At 46.6% G+C, this 19,819-nt stretch carries 20 protein-coding genes; 6 read left to right on the forward strand and 14 right to left on the reverse strand.

The window, feature by feature from the left end:
• Nucleotides 1-26 precede the first annotated feature (26 nt).
• A complete protein-coding gene (locus tag ACO05Z_RS15880) occupies nt 27-1,163 on the reverse strand; it encodes a GAK system CofD-like protein (RefSeq protein WP_421903162.1) in 1,137 nt (378 codons plus the stop codon).
• 11 nt (nt 1,164-1,174) lie between these two features.
• Nucleotides 1,175-2,029 (reverse strand): substrate-binding periplasmic protein, encoded by an 855-nt coding sequence (locus tag ACO05Z_RS15885; protein ID WP_421903163.1) that lies wholly within the window; start codon nt 2,027-2,029, stop codon nt 1,175-1,177.
• Between the two features lie 33 nt (nt 2,030-2,062).
• On the opposite strand from ACO05Z_RS15885, the gene ACO05Z_RS15890 reads away from it, so the two are divergent.
• Nucleotides 2,063-2,668, forward strand: coding sequence for a YqiA/YcfP family alpha/beta fold hydrolase (locus tag ACO05Z_RS15890; RefSeq protein WP_421903164.1), 606 nt, complete (start codon nt 2,063-2,065; stop codon nt 2,666-2,668).
• On the opposite strand, the gene ACO05Z_RS15895 is transcribed toward ACO05Z_RS15890, so the two are convergent.
• Together ACO05Z_RS15895 and ACO05Z_RS15900 are read right to left on the reverse strand one after the other, a co-directional pair.
• Nucleotides 2,665-3,849 (reverse strand): GNAT family N-acetyltransferase, encoded by a 1,185-nt coding sequence (locus ACO05Z_RS15895; protein WP_421903165.1) that lies wholly within the window; start codon nt 3,847-3,849, stop codon nt 2,665-2,667. The two genes, ACO05Z_RS15890 and ACO05Z_RS15895, sit on opposite strands and share 4 nt — an antisense overlap.
• 17 nt (nt 3,850-3,866) lie before the next feature.
• The gene (locus tag ACO05Z_RS15900) at nt 3,867-4,784 is read right to left on the reverse strand and encodes a LysR family transcriptional regulator (RefSeq protein ID WP_421903166.1); all 918 of its coding nucleotides are present in this window, start codon (nt 4,782-4,784) and stop codon (nt 3,867-3,869) included.
• Between the two features lie 181 nt (nt 4,785-4,965).
• Between ACO05Z_RS15900 and ACO05Z_RS15905 the strand changes: the two genes are divergently transcribed.
• The gene (locus ACO05Z_RS15905) at nt 4,966-5,391 is read left to right on the forward strand and encodes an iron-sulfur cluster assembly scaffold protein (protein WP_421903167.1); all 426 of its coding nucleotides are present in this window, start codon (nt 4,966-4,968) and stop codon (nt 5,389-5,391) included.
• Between the two features lie 12 nt (nt 5,392-5,403).
• On the opposite strand, the gene ACO05Z_RS15910 is transcribed toward ACO05Z_RS15905, so the two are convergent.
• The 3 genes from ACO05Z_RS15910 to ACO05Z_RS15920 all read right to left on the reverse strand — a co-directional run bounded on the left by ACO05Z_RS15910 (nt 5,404) and on the right by ACO05Z_RS15920 (nt 10,675).
• Complete coding sequence (locus tag ACO05Z_RS15910; RefSeq protein ID WP_421903168.1) at nt 5,404-8,424, reverse strand: response regulator; 3,021 nt, start codon at nt 8,422-8,424, stop codon at nt 5,404-5,406.
• Between the two features lie 20 nt (nt 8,425-8,444).
• On the reverse strand, nt 8,445-9,506 hold the full coding sequence (locus tag ACO05Z_RS15915) for an ABC transporter substrate-binding protein (RefSeq protein ID WP_421903169.1): 1,062 nt from the start codon (nt 9,504-9,506) through the stop codon (nt 8,445-8,447).
• Between the two features lie 119 nt (nt 9,507-9,625).
• Nucleotides 9,626-10,675, reverse strand: a complete 1,050-nt coding sequence (locus ACO05Z_RS15920) for an endonuclease/exonuclease/phosphatase family protein (protein ID WP_421903170.1) — start codon at nt 10,673-10,675, stop codon at nt 9,626-9,628.
• Nucleotides 10,676-10,723: 48 nt separating this feature from the next.
• On the opposite strand from ACO05Z_RS15920, the gene ACO05Z_RS15925 reads away from it, so the two are divergent.
• Nucleotides 10,724-11,485 carry a substrate-binding periplasmic protein gene (locus ACO05Z_RS15925; protein ID WP_421903171.1) on the forward strand — a complete coding sequence of 254 codons (762 nt, stop codon included), beginning with the start codon at nt 10,724-10,726 and terminating at the stop codon, nt 11,483-11,485.
• Between the two features lie 13 nt (nt 11,486-11,498).
• On the opposite strand, the gene ACO05Z_RS15930 is transcribed toward ACO05Z_RS15925, so the two are convergent.
• A complete protein-coding gene (locus ACO05Z_RS15930) occupies nt 11,499-11,672 on the reverse strand; it encodes a hypothetical protein (RefSeq protein WP_421903172.1) in 174 nt (57 codons plus the stop codon).
• 79 nt (nt 11,673-11,751) lie between these two features.
• Nucleotides 11,752-12,213, reverse strand: coding sequence for a hypothetical protein (locus ACO05Z_RS15935; RefSeq protein WP_421903173.1), 462 nt, complete (start codon nt 12,211-12,213; stop codon nt 11,752-11,754).
• Between the two features lie 330 nt (nt 12,214-12,543).
• On the opposite strand from ACO05Z_RS15935, the gene ACO05Z_RS15940 reads away from it, so the two are divergent.
• Nucleotides 12,544-12,879 carry a hypothetical protein gene (locus ACO05Z_RS15940; RefSeq protein WP_421903174.1) on the forward strand — a complete coding sequence of 112 codons (336 nt, stop codon included), beginning with the start codon at nt 12,544-12,546 and terminating at the stop codon, nt 12,877-12,879.
• A 307-nt stretch (nt 12,880-13,186) separates the two neighbouring features.
• Entirely contained in the window at nt 13,187-13,525 is a 339-nt protein-coding gene (locus ACO05Z_RS15945) for a hypothetical protein (RefSeq protein WP_421903175.1), read from the forward strand.
• A 76-nt stretch (nt 13,526-13,601) separates the two neighbouring features.
• On the opposite strand, the gene ACO05Z_RS15950 is transcribed toward ACO05Z_RS15945, so the two are convergent.
• The 3 genes from ACO05Z_RS15950 to ACO05Z_RS15960 form a co-directional block, all read right to left on the reverse strand.
• Nucleotides 13,602-14,312, reverse strand: coding sequence for a UPF0489 family protein (locus ACO05Z_RS15950; RefSeq protein WP_421903176.1), 711 nt, complete (start codon nt 14,310-14,312; stop codon nt 13,602-13,604).
• 335 nt (nt 14,313-14,647) lie between these two features.
• A complete protein-coding gene (locus tag ACO05Z_RS15955) occupies nt 14,648-14,815 on the reverse strand; it encodes a hypothetical protein (RefSeq protein ID WP_015852978.1) in 168 nt (55 codons plus the stop codon).
• A 230-nt stretch (nt 14,816-15,045) separates the two neighbouring features.
• A complete protein-coding gene (locus tag ACO05Z_RS15960) occupies nt 15,046-15,702 on the reverse strand; it encodes a LexA family transcriptional regulator (protein ID WP_421903177.1) in 657 nt (218 codons plus the stop codon).
• Nucleotides 15,703-15,866: 164 nt separating this feature from the next.
• On the opposite strand from ACO05Z_RS15960, the gene ACO05Z_RS15965 reads away from it, so the two are divergent.
• Nucleotides 15,867-16,166 (forward strand): hypothetical protein, encoded by a 300-nt coding sequence (locus ACO05Z_RS15965; RefSeq protein ID WP_421903178.1) that lies wholly within the window; start codon nt 15,867-15,869, stop codon nt 16,164-16,166.
• Nucleotides 16,167-16,226: 60 nt separating this feature from the next.
• Here the strand turns inward: ACO05Z_RS15965 and rnr are convergent, their stop codons facing one another.
• Nucleotides 16,227-18,467 carry a ribonuclease R gene (gene rnr, locus ACO05Z_RS15970; RefSeq protein ID WP_421903179.1) on the reverse strand — a complete coding sequence of 747 codons (2,241 nt, stop codon included), beginning with the start codon at nt 18,465-18,467 and terminating at the stop codon, nt 16,227-16,229.
• A 225-nt stretch (nt 18,468-18,692) separates the two neighbouring features.
• On the reverse strand, nt 18,693-19,766 hold the full coding sequence (lpxK, locus tag ACO05Z_RS15975; protein ID WP_421904193.1) for a tetraacyldisaccharide 4'-kinase: 1,074 nt from the start codon (nt 19,764-19,766) through the stop codon (nt 18,693-18,695).
• Nucleotides 19,767-19,819: the final 53 nt, after the last annotated feature.

Raw genomic sequence — 19,819 nt, forward strand, 5'->3', positions numbered from 1 at the left:
AAATATCCTTCTCTTATTTACGAATCTTAACTCTGCTCTGACGCCAACTCCGTAAGTATCGGGGCCAGCAATCGAGGATCAATCAGGCCTTCAGATTCATCTGAAACAAGAGTGCGGTCAATTACTTTCAGTGGAAAATTTTCCAAACCAGCATAGTCCGGTTCTTCCTGATAAGTTCCATTTTCAGAATCAATGAGAACATAATTGAGTACAGCTTCCGAGCCGATATAAGCGGAATTATCCATGCGCAGAACTTCAAGCAATCGCTCAACCTGCAAGTTGATATTATGGCCGATCAGTTCCGGGTCAAACCCCATATTGGGTATAAACACCTTCGGACAGGGATTAACAGAAACAGCATGTCCCAAGCCCTGCGGGGAAATTGCAGCCAGCATGCTGGAATAAAAACTGCCCATAGGATAGACAATCAAGTCCGCATTATTAACCAGATTTATTGCCAAAGAAGATCCGTGCACTGAACGCGGCCAAGGGTCATCCACACCGGAACAAATCCACATACCGTCAATGGGTGAGGAGATGGGATCGGTCTCCTTGCCTGTAAATTGATGCTGTCCGGCCAGAATCTCCCCATTCTCCAAACGCACTGCCAGATGTCCGTTATCAACAGTGGAAGCCCGCACAATTCCCCGTGCTCCGATGAGCCGGGAGAGCTGGGCTATGGGTGGTGCAAGTATCCGCTGATGGGCCATGAATCCAGCGGCGAGCAAGATATTACCAAGACTGGCATTTACCGGATCAAAACTGTCCCCTGCCAACTCAATAAACAAAGCAAAACGGTCGGAAAGTATCTTGCGTACGACCTCAGAAAAACCTTCCATAAGGGAATGTGAACCATTGGCGAGATGTGATAGCTGCCCATAAAGAGCGGTCTTATCAGCATAGCGTGGTAAACGGGTAGCAAGCATCTCCACAATATTAGCTTTCTCAGGATTCTCCCTGTCAGCAAGGGCAAGCAGGCGGTTGCGAACATCCCCCACAGCCGGCATATCAAAGACTTCACGCAGGGCAGCAGAACTGCCCCCGGAATCAAAAGTAGTTATAATATAAGCACAAGTCGGATTGACTTTCGCAAGCTCGGCGGCCAACCCGTTCAGGGCCGTCCCCCCGCTGAAGAAAACAATTGCCGGATGCTCTTTCTTCACTACTTTCCCGCCTATTCTTTACGATATTTTTTGGGGATAAAATGACTGTACTTGCCGTAACATTGCTGGCCTGAACCATCCTTAAACATATCCTTGAAGACCTTGGCCAACCGGGGGACTAAATCACTATGTACACTGCTTAGATAATGATGCGCTGTGCTTGAAAGCAAGGGCGGAGAAAAATAAACATGTTCAACATTACTGAAATCAGCTCCGATCTTACCTGTATACTGGTCGGCAAGCACAACATCCACCCGCCTTTTGCTCATCATCTTAAAAGCCTGTGTAAGATCCGCAACTTCATAAAACCAGTTATCACTGCCTAGGATCTTGGCAAATCTATCTGCGTTCCCCCGAATACAAGCCACTTTATAGTTCTGCAAATCTTTTGCAGATTCAATTAGCAGATTATTATCTATGGAAACCGCAAAGATTTGGGCGGTACCCATCTTTACTGGCACCTTGGCAAAATTGGCATCCTCCTCCACCAGAGAAGCAAGCATGGCTCCTAAACCGTCAATTTTACCTTTGGAAAGTTCCCTGCTCAGCCGTAAGCCGGGAGCATACTTAAAACTTATATCCACACCTATCCGGGAATAAGCCTCATTAAGAAAACACTCCAACTCCGGCATATTCGTTCGCTCCCCGCCCCACATAGGTATTCCAATTACTAACTGCCCACCAGCGAATGCAGGATACGGAAATTGTACAACCATTGAAAAAAGAAAGAAAAGCAATGCCATAAAAGCAGCCCAGACACATCGCAAAAACCATGATCTGAACTTCAAAAACACCCCCCGTTTTCCTTGCAGTCCAGAACCCTTTTTATTATTCAAAACAATATATCCGACAGATTCTATTTTCATAATTAGCAACTAACATACCTCAATCTTACTGATATGAAAAACATTTTTCTCAACATACATGGATTCGGTTCTTCAGGCGCAAACTCCAAGGCCGCTGCACTGTGCGAAAATTTTCCCGACCACGAACTCATCAGCCCGGATCTGCCCCCGGACCCGCTGGAGTCACTTGAAATAATCGAAGCAATTGTGCTGGAGAACATTAACCGCCCACTGATCCTGCAGGGTTCATCCATGGGTGGCCTGTTTTCGCTGATTATGCATTTTAGGCACTCTGTCCCGGCCCTGCTCATCAATCCGGCACTGACTCCGGCAGCATTGGTCCGCAGTCGTCTGGGGGAAATATATGAATTTTCCAACGGCAACAGCATCCTCATTTCCGAAGATCACGTAAGCCGCTTTGCGGAAGTGGAAGAGGAGTTGAATAAAGGCATTGCAGAAAAAGGCGTCCGCAACGGGGAAGTGTTGGCCCTGATCGGTGAACAGGACGAACTGCTTGATCAAAAAATTATGAAATCAATACTCAGGAAAGCCGGGGCCGATATTATTTCCTACAATACCGACCACCGCTTTGAAGGATATGAACAAGTCAGCCGCCACGATATAAAAGTAAGGGATTTCCTGCTGACCCTGAGGGATTAATCTTCTTCTCCGCCCATGCGCCCGAGCGGCATCAAATCATTCATCTCGCTGATGTAGCCATTTTCAAGATTATTTACTTCTTGAATATAGGTCTTGAAAGTCAGATCCATAGACGGATCGGTAAACTTATGCAGGCTATATGAAGGAGTGGAGAAAAATCCACGTCTGGCCTTGTGCTCACCGCCCATGCCGGGATCATAAGTGCTGATACCGTTGGCCACAGCCCATTCAATGGGAGCATAATAGCAAAGTTCAAAATGAAGGAAACGGACTTCCTCAAAACACCCCCAATACCTGCCCCAAAGCCTCTCCCCGGAAAAAACGAACATTGAAAGAGCCAACGGATCAGGATCGTCACCACGTAAAGCCACGGTAAACATTAAATTTTCCCGCATGTTCTGCTTCAATCCCTCAAAGAAGTCAGGGGTAAGGTATTTGCAACTCCAGACACCGAACTTATCATTGGTGGATTCGTAGCAGCGGTACATGAGGTCGAAATAACGGTCCGGAATTTCATAGCCGGTCAAAGTCTGTACCCGGACGTTATCAGCACGCAAAGCCTTACGTTCACGGCGGACAGTCTTGCGCCTGTTGCTGTTCAGGGTTGCCAGCCAATGGTCAAAATCCCGGTAGTCATCATTATTCCAGACATATCCCTGATGCTTCCATGCAGCATATCCGTAGGCCTCCATTTCAATGCCCCAATCAGGATCAACGAAATTGAAAGCACAGCTGCCCAGTCCGTTAATCGAACAGAAACGGTCAAGGGTCTGGCAGATTAATGCAGTGATTCTTTTTGCGGAAACACCGGGCGCCACCATGAAACGATATCCGGAAGCAGGAGTATAGGGACTCATGCCCACAATCTTGGGGTAATAGGCCATTCCGCCCTTCTGAGCCACTTCCACCCAGACCCGGTCAAAAATAAATTCACCTTCACTCTGATCCCGAACAAAAAGCGGTGCCGCGCCCACAAGGCGCCCTTCGGAACGGACAAGTAAATGAGCTGTGAGCCAGCCGCTTTCCGGCGTGGCACTCTTGCTCTGCTCGATAAGCCGCAGCCAGTCCCATTCAAGGAAAGGAAAATTCAATCCTTTTGCAAGATGATCCCATTCATCACGATCAACTTCAATGATTGAAGGAATCCATGAAATTTCAAGTCCGTCCAGAATATCAGTCATTTACCAACCCTAAAAAACTACTGACCGCTGACCTTCCCGGCAAATGATCTTGATACCGAAAAATAATCCGCAACCCATTCCATAAAAACTCCCGCCGTATTGGAGTAATCTTCCCTGTTCCAGACCATATAGATGTCCATACGGGGAAATTCATCACTAATGGGCACCATGGCAATTCCTTTGCGTGACACTCGGCTGTTCTCCGGCAGGAAAGTAACCCCCATGCCAGATGAAATCAGAGCCGAGGCACCGGACAGACCGGAAATTTCCTGTTTGACCTTCGGCACCAGTCTCCGGGAGGTAAAGGCTTCCATGATGGCGTCATAAAGGTCTGGCTGTCCGCTCCGGGGAAACATCAACAGGTTCTCCCTCGCGATTTCTGTTAATGATACGCTTTTTTCAGCGGTAAAGATATGATCTTCCGGCACCGCAAGCACATGTTTTCTCGAAAACAACTTAACTGAAGCCAATCCTTCCATGGCGCGCAGGTAAACGGTTGAAAACCCTACATCCAACTCACCTGAATGAATCCTCTCCAACTGGATGGAAGCACCGAACTGGCTGAGCCGTACCGAGACCCCGGGATACCTGTGGCTGAAAGAACGCACCGCCTCCGGCAAAAGGCTGTCCATGGCAATCTCCATGAACCCGACCTTGATATTGCCGTATTCCCCCTTGGCCATTCGCCCTACAGTAGCCGCAGCCTCTTCCGCCTGAGCCACGATATCCAGAGCCTGCTTGTAAAAATAGCGGCCTTCATTGGTCAGACGAACTTTCCGGCTGTTGCGTTCCAGCAAGCGCGCACCAAGCTCTTCCTCCAACCCCTTAATCTGTTGCGAAAAAGGAGGCTGGGCAATATGCACCCTGCGGGCCGCACGGCCGAAGTGCAATTCCTCGGCTACGGCAATAAAATATCTCAGCTGCCTTAATTCCATCAATTAGAATCCGTTTTAAGCCAACCGGAAACAATTCTCCGGCTTGCTTTTATTCAACAATAAATCCTGTATAATTACAACATTAAACTCCGCAGGTAAAAAAACAGCAAAAAGTTTGATTGCATTTTTTTCCGCCTTGAGCCAACCTCTGCACGCCTTATCTTAAAAAGGAGTTTTTTTTATGAGTGATAATCTGGACAGCCTGCTTTCCGATATTCAGCAGCAATGCGATGACGCAGCACACGACATGTTCGGGAAGGAAACTTCCCGCTGGCATAACCCCACCTACGCCCGGACCATGGAAAAACCGGACACTACCGGGGAAATGGAAGGAACCTGCGGTGATATCATCAAAATATTTCTCAAGATAGAAAACAATACAGTCCGCGAAGCATCCTTTTTCACCACCGGATGCGGACCCAGCATTGTCAGCAGTGACATGGCCTGTGAGCTGAGCATGGGTAAAAGCATTGACGAAGCCTCAGAAATCGACGGGGAAGACATTCTCGAAAGACTCGGCGGTTTGCCTGAGGACAAAACCCATTGCGCCCATCTGGCATCCTCCGCCCTGCAGGAAGCATTGGGAAACTGGTTGCAGAAGAAATAGCAAGCACAGCCCCTATAGACTGTGCTTGAGAATCCCCTTGATCAGGGAAATCTTTTTGATGGGCTTGGCTAAGAAACCGCTGCATCCGGCCTTGAGACAATCCTTCCGGTCTTCATCACGAGCATTGGCAGTTAACGCCACAATCGGTGTAGCCGGATATCCGTTCTCCCATTCATAGGCTCGAATTTCGCGGGTAGCTTCAAGCCCATCCTTTCCGGGCAATTGGATATCCATCAGCACCAGATCAAAATTGTGTTCACGGTATATGCGCACGGCTTCATCGCCGTCAGTTGCAAAGCGTAACCTGAACGGAGTGTCTTTAAGGAAAAAATCCAACAACATGCGGTTATTTTCCGAGTCTTCAACCACAAGGATACGCAAAGGCATGAGTTCGACGAACTCTTCACGCTTTTCAACCTCAGCGAAAGGTTCACCGTAAATTTCGAGCATAGCCTTAAGCAATCCGCCCCGGGTTACCGGCCAGTGCACACTGCTCTTAACACCAAAAATTTGATTTATTTCCGGGCTGTTACTACTGACTCCGGGAGAAGAGGAAAGAGTACACAAAACAGGATTATCACTGTTCAACCGGGCTTTGATGGACTCAATTTCACTCAGGCCGTCTTCTTCGCCAAGCAGATCGGAAACAATCACCAGCTCTGCATTACTGCGGCAGGATTCATTTTGCACACAGGCAAAATTCAAATCCCCGGCGGACATGCACTTTGCCCCCCACTCGCCGAGACATTTGCAGATATAATTCCGGACCTGAGTCCGCTCATCAATGACAATAACCTCACGATCCTGCATTGCCGCCCTGATTCGGCCAGTATCAACTTCAATCTCATCGACACTGCCGACTTCAATATCGGTACAGAATTCAGCTCCTCCGGAAGAGATATTGCGCACATCGATATTCCCGTTCATCAACTCGACAAGGTTGCGGGTAATGGACAAGCCGAGCCCCGTTCCACCGTATTTACGGGTCGTGGAAGAATCCGCCTGCACAAAATTTTCAAAAATATCTTTAAATTTTTCTTCTGAAATTCCTATGCCGCTGTCCCGCACAACCATATGCAGCACACTCTTTCCCTTCTGACCTGCTGACGCGGATATATCCAAGACAACAGAGCCGGAATCAGTAAACTTGATGGCATTGCTGAGCAGGTTAACCAGAATCTGTTTTATCCTTGTCGGGTCACCTTCAAAAAGAGTCGGACAAAGCGGATCGACGTGGCAGGCAAAAACCAGATCCTTTTTCCACGCACTCACAGACATGATGCCGGAAACTTCATCCACGAGATCATCAATATTAAACTTGGTACGCTCAAGGGTAAGTTTACCGGATTCAATCTTGGAAAGATCAAGGATATCATTAATTAAATTAAGTAAGGCCTTTCCGGAATCCCTGAAAATAGAAACATAACTTCTTTGTTCAGTGGTCAGGCTGGTGTCAGAAAGCATATCGGCCATACCCAGAATTGAATTCATGGGAGTCCGTATTTCATGACTCATCTGAGCGAGAAATTCACTCTTAGTACGGTTGGCAACCTCTGCTTTGGACATAGCCTCTTCAAGCTTCTTAAGGGTTTCGGCCATATGGGCGGAGTTGCGTTCTTCAATCTCTTTGGCTTTCAACAACTCAGCTGCATAGTGCTGAAGCTCTTCTTCATCACGCTTACGATCCGTCACATCACGGACCACACTGAGCAAAACATCCTGCCCCTGATAGGTAATTCTCCGGGAACGCACATCAGTATGAATTATCTCGCCGGTTTTGGTTACAGCCGGACACTCGAATTGCCGGGAACCTTCTTCCGTAAAAAGACCATTCATCAACCCACGAAGGCTTTCCCGCTCATAGGGGGGAACAAGCTCGAATACTGTCTTCTTTAAAAACTCATCATGATCATATCCGAGAAAATCAGTCCCCCTGCTGTTCACTTTAAGAAAAAGCCCGTCCATGTCGGTTATGCAGACAAGATCATCCACATTATCAAAAAAGAATTGATACTGTTCCAGCCCTCTGGTTCGACGCAGATTTTCCAGCATGGAAGAGAGAGCTGATCCCAGTGCATTGATCTCGGTAATGACACTGTCACGGTCCGGGATATCATCTTCCTGCCCTTTAGAGATACCCTCAGCGGAAGCAGTAATTATGCACAACGGACGGGTGAGTTTGCTGCTCAAGATAAGCGAGACGACTATGCAAAGTCCTATGACCACTCCGAACAGAGGGAGTAATAGCCAGAATGTACGCCGTAATGCATTATTAAACCTTGCATCGGAGACAAAATAGGCCAATCCCGGCACTAATTCACTGCGATACAAAACCCCCTGCTGCTCTTTTCCGATACTGACTTCCATAAGCGCGCCATTGTCTGAGTGGCCCCCAATTGACAAAGACAGATTCTCTCCTGAAAGCAGGTCATAGGTCTTGCCCTGATCAAACAGCACCATCCTGCTTTCATGAGTATTCTGAAAGACAGACACCAGCTCAGATCTGGAAAAATCAACTACACAGGCGGCACTTCCAACTATCTCGGATCTACTGCGGATGGGAAGTGAGAAGACGGTCATGAATCCACCGCCCTCAGCTCTGCAAAAAGAGCAACGGTGAGGCGAATTCTCCAACGCACTCTTAATATAAGGTTCATCAAACGGTCTGGCCGAGGAGGTAAAAATCCTGCCATCATCCTTGCGCAACACAAAGAAATCAATGCCCAGAGAGGCTTGATCATATTCAGACAATTTTTCGGAAAGGGGGTAGTCCACCCCCATCATTATAGCGACCCGGATAGAGTTATCCTTACTCAACTCTCCAAGACGGGCCATTGCCCGGTGCAGGAAGCTGTACAACTCAAGGCTTACCTCCTGCCCCTCTGCACGCACCCGGTCATGGTATTCATTTTTCAGCGTACTGAAATAACTATAAGAGAACACTCCACCCATAGCGAGGGCGGTAACAATAGCTATTCCGCAGATTGCGGCAGCCACTAGGGTTGAAAGCCTGTAGGAAGATGTTTTTCTCATTTCAGCAACGTGAATTTCAACTATTTGTAAACAACATCAGCAGCCATCAAAATATCGGCGGGAATTTCCATCCCCAAATCTTTAGCCCGCTTAAGATTAAATACAAGGGCATAACGCTCGGCTTCCTCTACCGGAATATCTCCGGGCGAAACTCCATTCAGAATTTCGGCAACCATTCCACCAGCCTGCCTGCCCATGGCAATAAAATCAACTCCGGCCCCGCCAAACATTCCCAGACGGGCAAAGGAATAATTGATCGAGATTCCCGGGATACGGCAATTGGCAACCGTCCATTTGATTATATCCGCAGTTGATCTACTTTTACCATTCTTATCTTTAAGCAGGGTTGCAGCCGGATAAACTGTCCCAATACTGGAATCGGAACAGGCGTGCCCTAAAATATCGGTATATTCTTCCCAAGATGTTGCAATACGGATTTCAAATTCAATTTCCAGACTATTTCCGGCTTCGTCGATCTCCAGCCCCAATTGCTTTAGTACAGCCTTACCGGTTGGAGATTCATCTGAAACAACCAACATTTTTTTGAGATCAGGAAGAATCTTTTTCTGCACCTTACAGGCATCAATGAAATGAAGCTTCTCGTATACCCCGGTAATATTATGTCCCGGAGCGGATCGGGAATCCATCCACTTCACGTTGCGGTCATAATCTTCGGGCTGTCCATTCAAGCCGGAAAAAACAATATCAATCTCACTGTCCACAAGCTTAAGGCCGACAGCCCTGAAAGCATTGTCATCCAGCAGCACGAGGACATCCGGCTGAATCGCCCCTACTTTATCAAGAACAATTTCAACCTGCTCCGCTATAAGCTCAGGGGTATTATTCACCTTCTTAGTATCCATGGCATACTGGTGAACAATCAAATTTTCGCCTTCAACGAATCCAGCTTTACCAAGACTTTCCAGCACCCCCTGATGTTGAGGTTCGCCGCAAATATTATCCAGACCGTAGCTATGAACAATCATAACACTCTTTGTCTCTACTTCTCCAGCCGCAGCCATGCTGCTAAAAAGCAGAAAGCAAAGACAGAATATGACAAACACGGAAAGTCTTTTCTTCATCGCATCTCCCCAGTACAAAAACATCACGGTAAATTAATTGCGGTAGTACTATACCATTTTTTCACCGATCCAAACAGGCAAACATCCCTCCCTTTTCAATTATTCACCCAATCAACGAGCTATTTTACAAACTGAAATACACCAAAAACCGGATAATGATCCGATGCTGCAATAGAATCGATCACCACAGCAGAATCTACAATTAACCCCTTAGAGTGAAACAGAAAATCGTAACGATGCTTACGCTCTTCAAAAGTAAAATTCTTGTGCAATCCCTCAGCGGACTGCCCCGGCTTACTAAGAATTTCACCTACTCCGCCTAAACCTTCGCGGAATTGATTAATAAACGGAGGTTTACTGAGATCATTCTCAGGGATAGGAGTTCCCCTGATATAGGCTTGGAAATTAAAATCCCCGCCGACAAGAAAATCCACACCGGCGCTTTCCTTTTTGATCCATTCAGCAAGATATTCAGCCTGTGCCACCCGGGCTGCACGATTCCAAACACAGAGATGAACATTATATATATCGACGCGCTTCCCGGCCACTTCAACTGCCACTCGCTGCATGGTCGATTTCCAGAGCAGGGGGTAATAAAAAATATTCAACACTTGATTTTCAAAATTGGGCTTGCAGGAAGTCTGGGTATACTCATTTGATACAATTGGAAATTTTGAAATCACAATTGTAGCTTTGGTTATCTTACGCTCCTTACGCAAAGGGAAAAACATATCCCAATCCACAACCGGAGCGGCATAGCCCCACCCCAACCTTTCCATAATGTATTGCAACTGATTCATGTACCATGAACGCTTGGAATCAAGATCAACTTCCTGTAAAAGCACAATATTAGCATCTTCAGTTCTGACCAGATCAATGAACTTATCAAGATTGGTCGTGAAAAATTCCTCAGGATGCTCATCAGCCAAAGTATGTTGCACCGGACCGGCAGCAAATCCCAGATTATAACTTAAAACTCTTAATTTCCCGGAATTGGATTCTTCAGTATCCGCCTCACCATTAAACTTAAGGATCTGTCCTTCTTCCAAAGCACCTATCCGGTAGACCGGATTCGTAAACCACTTAATCAAAAAATACCCGGCAGCGAGAATGAGCACGAACAAGAAAACAGATGTAAAAAACTTTAAAAAAGTATACATGTAGTTCATCGGTACTCCTAAAATAACAACAGGCCATATCCACCTGTAATTAAAGATATGTTTACACCTATATACAAAACAACCGTCGCCGTTCTTATTACCGTGCTCTTCACCGCCTCATGGTGTTTCGCCGAGCAGAAAACTCCACAGCATATAAAAATTCTTTGCGGCTACAGATTCCCCCCTTTTTACACTGTAACCAACAAAAAGGAACCCTCAAAAAACCTGCATGGAACATTCATAGACTTGATGGATGAATTTCAAAACAAACACCCTGAATACTCAATCGAATACAAATGCCTGCCCCGGGCAAGAATCAGTAAACAGCTAATACATGGTCGGGCAGATGGATACGCCTTAACCGACCCCATGTTTTTACAACCGGAAACCAAATCCAATTATCTGCACTCAAAACCAATGTGGACTGTTGCCGACCACCTGCTTGTACTTAAAGATTCACCGATTACTAAGGCGGATTTTGGAAGCTTAACAGGCACAACCATTGCTGTACTGCATGGCAACGACTACGGTCCCCTTAACTACTACTTCAAGGAAGGATTGATAAATAAACATCCCGTATATTCTACCAAGCAAATACTGGAGTTGGTGGTGAAAAAAAGGGTGGACGCAGCTATCTGCAACAAAATGACCCTTCCCGGATTAATGAAGGAAACAGAACATACCATGGATCAATTCAGGATAATTAACGAGCCGCTCTACTCATTCAAACTCCATCTCATTGTGCACCGTACCCACGCAGCCTTATTAAATGACTTTAATGATTTCATAAAAAAATCCTCTATTACTGACACTCAGTAAGAAAGGATTTTCCTTATTGTCCCTCTGGATAGTAAAGGGGGCAATTTTTGCCTTCAATTCGAACCAGCCTGACCGGTTGCGGTTCCACTATTTTTTTAGGAACAAAACATCGGTAGACATCATACCCTGAATTCAAAAGCAGCATGCCACTGAGCAGGATCAAGCCCAGCGCAATGGTATTCCTCATACACAAACCTCCAGCAGGAATAAATTTCACCTTTACTCTTACAAGCAAAAATCGGTCCTGCCGGAAAATGGTCTTTAATCTAAGGACAACTTAAAACCATAACCTCTGTCTGTGAATTTTTTGCCCTTTTAAGCTTCTTGGCGCAGGTATATTCCACATACAAATATTTTCCTTTGCCCGGGTATGGATTGCCACACAGGGTATTACCGACAATTACCCGGCACTTTTTCTTACCATCGCATTTCTTTACCAGCGCGTCCTTTGCATCACAAAAATATTGCTTATAGCCCAATTCACCCTCAAGCTCAAAACTGATATTGCCATATTTAGCACTTTGTATCCTGATGGCTTTTTCCGGAAGAACTTCTTCCCGATCAGTTTTAGGCTCACCATATTCAATGGACTTTACATCATTTTCAGAAACCGGAACCTTTATAACTTTTCCATTTTTAAGGGTGATCTTCATTTCAGCCTGAAGATGGGGTACAAAAACAAATATCCCTGCGCAGAGCAGCAGAGCAATAAAAGCAAAGCGAACCATAATTTTGTCCTCCAAGTACGATTTAATCCATTACTATCATAGCGTAAAACAACAGACAGTAAAACCTCGGAGTTTCATCATGAAGATATTAATTTCAACGATAGTCATGCTCTGTCTCATAACTGCATTTGCTGCGGCTCAGGACATTGAACATCTTAAAGAGCTAAACGTCCGCGCTATGAAGCGATCTTTCCAGACAGAACAAACTATGAAGAAAAAAAGCAGCAGCCGACACCCTCAATAGAAACAAAAGAAAAAATTGCCATTATAGACAACTCCCGCTTTACCGGAGCCTTCAAAGGCAAGGTTACTGTCCATTACAAAGGACAAATGGTAAACACTGAAGCGACTCTGCACATATCTACGGGCGAAAATAAACTGCCCAGCCACTATAATAGTTACATCCTGCCCAAAGACGAGGATTATCTGGTAACAACATGGAAATTTGAAAATAAAGAGGTACGCCGCTCTGTGACCATCTCTGGGAATACTATATATATTACTGATCTTATTGAATATGGGCGTGGCGGAAATTCGCAGATCAGAACTCTCGTCTTTTCACCGGACTGCTCGGCGCTGACATTCCTTAAGACCGAATTTGATGACGATAGCCGCGACCCGGCTACAGGTCAGATAATCGGAAGATTTATGAGAATTGAAGACTAAATATAAAACAAAGTACTTAGAAAAAAGCCCCCCGGCCTGGGTGTCAGGGAGGACCGGGGGGAACAGCTGGGAAGAGGCTGGTACATTTTCTTCAGAGATGCATGAAGTGTTGATGAGTCATAGATATCATAAACGAGTGCCTGATCATGACGTAGCGGTTACATTTAGCCGGAGGTTTATGGCCCTTGCGTGTCTTTAAAGTTTCTGCGCAAATCCTTGGCTTAGCCTGTACGGATGATCTTGAAAAACAATTCCTTTTACTCCATAATCACATTTAATAATCGGAAACTGAAATACGGAGTTTAATATGTATATTCTTAAAAAAGGTCAGGAGAATAAATTTCAGGACCTCATCCCACTTGGTGAAACCGACTGGCCCGAAGAAGTAAAAAAAGAAATCTGCGATTTTTTCAAAACCGCCGGGGTAGACGACCCCATGACCCAGAAACTGGTAGAACCCGGTTTGCAGGGATTCCGGTTCAAGGACAATAAAGAAGAAATAGACTGGGACGATGTCGTGGCATATTTCAAATACGAAGCCCTGAGCGTGCTGATCATGCACGATGATAAGTTCAAAGAAAAAGCTGAAGAGCTTTATACTGACTTTTTCGCCAACCACAAATTCAAGGTCTGGAACAGAGACTAGCCTGACCTGTTTAAATTTAAAAAGCCCCCGCTAATCCAGAATGAATTGGCGGGGGCATTTATTGTTCAGTAAAAATCTATGCAGGAAGGGAAAAATCTACCTTTAACCCTTCACTCAAGACGGCCAGTGCTTCTTCAGCACCTTCCCATCCGGCAGCACATTCCGGACTGAGGCTGACGGTCAGAACCTTGAGGACACCGTTATCTAGTGCCTTGCGCAACTCAGAACCCCAACCTCGAATATACTCATCAGTGAAAAGACGGTTCATCTTTCCACCTGCCATGCGCCCGAAGAAGTAATCCAGATCAAGGTTAAAAATCCAGCTATCCTGCAACTCTCCAAGAGCAGCTGGAAATTCCCAAGGTTCATAGGCCGCATAGCTGATGGACTGCGGCGCAGAACCTTTACCATGGGTAGCAAAAGCCCAATTTGAAATTCTATCACCGTATTTTTCAATAAACAGGCCGAGATAATTATCCCAACGGAAAAGCGGGGTAACGGCGAAGAAGTCGTTATCATATCCGCATTCAAGATACTCATTGATCCCGAAATTTTCAAAATCAGCATGCGGAAAATGGGAATAATCCTGCGCTGAAAACAGGGCATCAAAATGTCGATCCACATGGAACAGATTCAGGCTTTCACCCTTTTTCAAACTCTCCATCCAGCACCAGAAAGCCGCCCGATGGTTATCCATGATGAAAATATTGTCCTGCTTCCACAAAAAATTCAGCTTGATCGCTGTGGAGTGGTTACGCCCCTGAAAATCTACTACCCATTCACCCATAATATACCTCCGAAAATTCGGGCCTGATGCTAAGAAACACAAAGTGTGTATCAGCCTGCTGCATTCCGGTCCAGCCTGCACAGGAGCATCCTATGCGGGCACTATGCACCCCCATAAAGAAGTTCTTTTCTTATTAATTACGATTTCCTGAAAAATCGAATCAAAGGGTGCGGCAGGCTATCCCCGACGGACAACCTGCCATGATGAGAGATGGATTAAGTGTGTAGATGAGACGGTGCTGTCTTCCGGCAGGCAACAGGGGAGAAGCCTGCAGAAATTTTTATGAAATATATGTTTGCAGACAGGAACGCATAAACACCCTGCCCGGTGAACAGTTATTTGAGGCTGTTTATATCAAGGGGGGAGCCGCAAACCGGACAGACCCGGATAGTCTTGCCGAAAGTATTCCCCATAACCCAGAAACGGGTGAACCATGCTTCGTCCTTTTTGCTGTGGTACTGGACCATAACCCTGTTACCGCATTTGCAAAATCTTTCCTGCATGACCGACTCCTGTTTCGTGAATTCATTTGGATTGAAATCCGCCTTCCCGGCGTGCCCTTGCCATGTGACGACTCCAATTAACCACAACAAAACACTAACGTCAACCAAAAATAAACATAACACAACAGATTAATCAATTCGAGTTAACTTTAGCTAACCCAGAACCAAATTCAGCCATAAAAAAAGCCTCCCAAAAGGGAGGCTTCTGAAAAACATATCATAATAAAAAATTAATGATATTCGCGGGAAACCCAGACAACCTGACCAAGCACGCGCACATTTTCAAGCTCATCACCACCAAGATGAATGGGAGCATAATCCTTGTTGTCACTATGCAGCACAACCTGACCGGGCCGTTTTTCCACCCTTTTGACCATGACAGTGTCTTCAACACCAACAGCGTAAATCCCCCCGGCAAGGATATCCTTGCGGGACTGATCCAAAAGCACAATGTCACCTTCCTTCAATTCCGGCTCCATGCTGTTGCCATAAACTTCCATTAAAACCATGTCGGAAGGATTTCCCTTGCTGCCAATCCAATCTTTACGGAAGGCGTAGAATCCTTCAATTTCGCCGCCAGTTTCAAATGATCCACCACCAGCGGAAAGACGGGCTGCAACCTTAGGAATACGGGAAAATTCGTCTGCAAACTCCACAGCATTAACTTCCGGACGCGGAGAACCCAGCCCGGATTCAAGCCAAGTGGAATCGAGATTATAGCGCACGGAAAGCTCAAGAATCCAGCGCGGGGGAACGGCACCTTTTTTCTTCACAAGGGAAACAGCCGCTCTACCGACGCCAAGTTCGCGGGCCAGCTGGGCCTGAGTTGAAATATCCGTTTGTTCTTTCAGCCTTTCAAAAAATGAATCGAAATCTTTAGCTTGCATCGGCACCTCAAAAATTAACAACTGTTTAACTCAAAAGTTCATCTATACTTAACATTCACAATTCGATATTGCAACTATTTTTATAAACAGAGAAAGCTTTCAAAAAAAATACGTTTGTAGTAACGTATGCAAATAGTTAGGGGATATAGTCCTTGGAGAGCTTGATGAGTAATGACTTGATTGTTAAAAATCTGGCTACAGAATACGTGGAGCATTTTGAATTTGACTTCGGTGATGCCGGGGTTGAATTGTCATTGCTTGATGATGCCCCCATGGAACTGAAAAAAATGATTACCGACCTTTGCGGACGGATTTCCCCGGAAACACTGGTTAAAGTATATGAATCTCTCAATGCCATTGCCGAGGCTGAAGATATATACCAGTGTGAAATTGACGAGAAAGTATGTGAACTGACCCTGTTCTGTAAAATAGCCCGCCGGGTTGAAGAGATCGCCACCCGCTAAAAAATTTCTATATAAAATAATTAAGCCCGCTAAATCTTCCGATTTAGCGGGCTTAATTATTTATACAAACTTTTTATAATCTTCAGCCCCTGAAACCAGTGAAAGATTTGCTTCTAGCAATTCAAGACTCACTGATTCCAGCCGCACAGTGATCTTCTGGCCCAAGCGGAAAGCATGCCCGGTACGTTCACCGACAATCATCTGCCGATCTGACCAAAAGGTGTAATAGTCATCGCCCAACGAGGAAAGGCGAACCATACCTTCGGCCATGACCTCCTGAAATTCCACCCAGAATCCGAATTCAGCAATGGACGAAATTACTCCGGTAAATTCCTCACCGACCTTATCTTTAAGAAAGATAATGGTCAGCCGCTTGAGAATTTCCCTTTCCGCTTCCATGGCTGTGCGCTCTGTTCCGCTGATGGAGCTACCGATTCGACCCAGCTGTTTCTGTCCCGGAATGGCCTGATGGCCGTCGCCAAGCGCCACCTTGAGCAACCGGTGCACCACGAGGTCAGCGTAACGGCGGATAGGTGAAGTAAAATGGCAATAGCATTCAGAAGCCAGACCGAAATGTCCCTCATTTATGGGCTCATACTTGGCTTGCTTCATGGAACGCAGCAACAGTCTGCTGACAATGTATTCCTGATCCGTGCCCTCGGAATCCTGAACAACCTTCTGCAAAGATTCCGGGGTAATCGGGTCCGGCATTTGTTTGCTAACCCCGATTTTACGCAAGACCTTGAACAGGTTTGTAAGTTTCTCTTCATCCGGACCGGGGTGAATACGATACAGGCAGCCCAGCTCCTTTTCAGTAAGGAACTCAGCCACAGCCTCGTTAGCTGCAATCATGAACTCCTCAATGATCTGATGGGCAAAATTGCGACAACGCGGGCGGATATCAACGGTACGACCCTGCAAGTTAAAAAGGATTTCCGGTTCCGGGAGGTCGAATTCAAGACTGCCCCGTGCATTACGCCTCTTATTAATCTTACGAGCCAACTCTTCGCAGAGCTGGAGCATGGGCAGCAGCTCGCCGAAGCTATCCTGCTCTTCCTTTTCACCGAGGATAATTCCCTTGTAAACCTGCTCGTAAGTCAACCGAGCATGACTTTTGATCACTGCCGGGGCAAAGGAAGAATTTACTGGCGCGCCGGAATTATCAAACTCAATAGTCGCAGTCATTGCCAGACGGTTAACATCAGGATTCAGACTGCACAGGCCGTTACTGAGTGCTTCCGGAAACATTGGCTCCACGGATTTTGGAAAATAATAGGAGTTGCCACGCTTCAAGGCTTCACGGTCCAGCGGGGATTCCATAGCCACATAATGGCTCACATCCGCAATTGCCACCCGCAAACGGTAGCCGCCGGAAGTCTTTTCCACGAATACAGCGTCGTCAAAGTCTTTAGCAGTCGCGCCGTCGATGGTCACAAAAGGAATGTCGCGCATGTCTTCGCGGTCAACAAAATCCTCTTCTCCCGGTTCATCAGGCAACGCATCAGCCACCGCAAGAACCTTGCCCGGAAAAGCAGTCGGAATACCATGGTTAGCCTTAACGATAGCCTCCTGCACAAGGACGTCATCTTCCTCGCCCAGCATTTTCAAGATACGCCCTTCCCAGAGGGATGAGTTAATCTGTTCTCCGGGGGCCACCAGCAGAATATCGCCCCTTTGTACACGGGAGAAATCAACTTCTGCATCAACAGATTCAGCCGGATAAATTTCCTTGCCGTTATCATCGAGCAAAGGTTCATCCACAACCGCCTCGTCAGGCTCAACCACAATGCCGAAATCCAAACGCGGATCAGTGGGATGGCAGAGCAGCGCTGTGCCGCCCATGGGCCGGATTACACGAACTGGGAAGACCTGCTTGCCGCGCTCAATTACCCGGACCACACGCCCTTCTTCACGTTTACCGCCCCAATGGGAGCCGGTAATTGCCACGGTGACTCTATCGCCGTGCCATGCATCGCGCAGGTTCTTGGTGTGGATATAAATATCTTTGCGTTTCTTATCGTCCGGAAGCAGAAAGGCTGCTCCGGAACGCTGAACCTGTAGTTTCCCGGTAACCATATTCATCTTCTCAACAACGCCGTAAGCACTGCCGATCTTGATAATCTTCCCTTCGCGGACAAGGTCTTTGAGTATATTTTTAACAAATTTACGGTGCCGCTTGGTCAGGCCGAGCCTTTTCTCCAGCTCGCCCACAGATAAAGGTTTGCGGCTTTTCTTGAAAACATTCATGGCCTCAAAAGGCTTGATCATGCCGGGATTCTTCGATTTTCTTTTCTTTCCCATTTCTTTTCCTATTTGATGCGCTATCGAGCTTTATTATGATTTGATTTTGCCTCCGGCGGCTTAAACCCTTTTTATTGTGCCCCTTCCTGGGGCTTACCCCTTCGGGGCGGTGCTTTTAGGCACCGGGCAAATCCGCTTTCCTGCGGATTTGTGGCAAAAGGGTTTAAGAATCCCAAAACCTTTTAATAAGCTTCGCTGTTTTTACTTTGGGGAGGCGTAGTATTCTTATTTCTTAAGTGCGTCAGTTAATCGTTGTTTATTCCACCACTTATCGAAGGGAGCATCTTCTGTATCGTCAAAAAATATGGTTTCTTTAAATTCCACTTCCAAATCAATTACGTAAAAATCTTCACAGCCTAGTTCAGTTAATTTTACAGCGTCCTTGGGGGTGCAGACAATTCTTTTTGCGCCCGTTGCCGCTGCTTTCTTACGGATCGATTCCACGTCCTGCGCTGTATATGCGTGGTGATCCTTAAAAATTATAAATTCTTCCGGTGCGCGGCCCATATCTTTTCCAGCGTCCTCGCGCAGGATTTCCGGTTTGCCGATCCCGGCAAAGAGCAAATACTTTTCGCTGCCGAAATCGAGCCGCTCTCCCCCGCCAAGAAGCCTGAGGCCTTTGGCCTTCAACTCAAACTGAAAAACAGGCTTTCCGAGCTGCGCCAGCTTTTCCTGTATCAACCAATGCATCCGCCGGAAAGCATCCGGACTGCTCTTAACGAAAAATACATCTGCACGTTGCAGGGCCTGCACACTCTCCCGCCATGTTCCCCGGGGAATAACCTTATCCCAACCATGCGTGAAATCATCGGGAGTGAGCAACACAAAATCCAGATCGCGCTCCACCGCCATATGCTGGAACCCGTCATCAAGCAACATCAATCCGGGCTTAAATTCCTGCTCAGCCCAAGCACCGGAACGTTTTCTCACCGGATCGACCACGACCTTTGCCTGCGAATTACTATTTGCCAGCATGAGCGGTTCATCCCCAGCCTCATGCACCGGGCTGAGTATATTAACCAGATACGGCAGTTGCGCGGGTTTGGCCCCATAACCACGGGTCAGCAAGACTGTCAACAGGCCCTCACGCTCCGCCCACTTAAGCAGCCAATCCGCAATAGGAGTCTTACCGCTGCCTCCGGACCCGATATTACCCACGGAAATACACGGGCATTCAGGCCGGAACCGTTCATATTCACCGCTTGAATATTTATCTGCACGGCGGGCCATCACTGCACCATACCCTTTAGAAATGGGGGCTAAGATGGGGCTTAAAATTTTCTGAGCCTTGAACAGCATGGACACGGTAATCTCCTTGGACTTATACATAAAAAAAGCACGCTCAAACCCTA

The sequence above is a fragment of the Maridesulfovibrio sp. genome (assembly GCF_965230075.1).
Taxonomy (GTDB): Bacteria; Desulfobacterota; Desulfovibrionia; order Desulfovibrionales; family Desulfovibrionaceae; genus Maridesulfovibrio.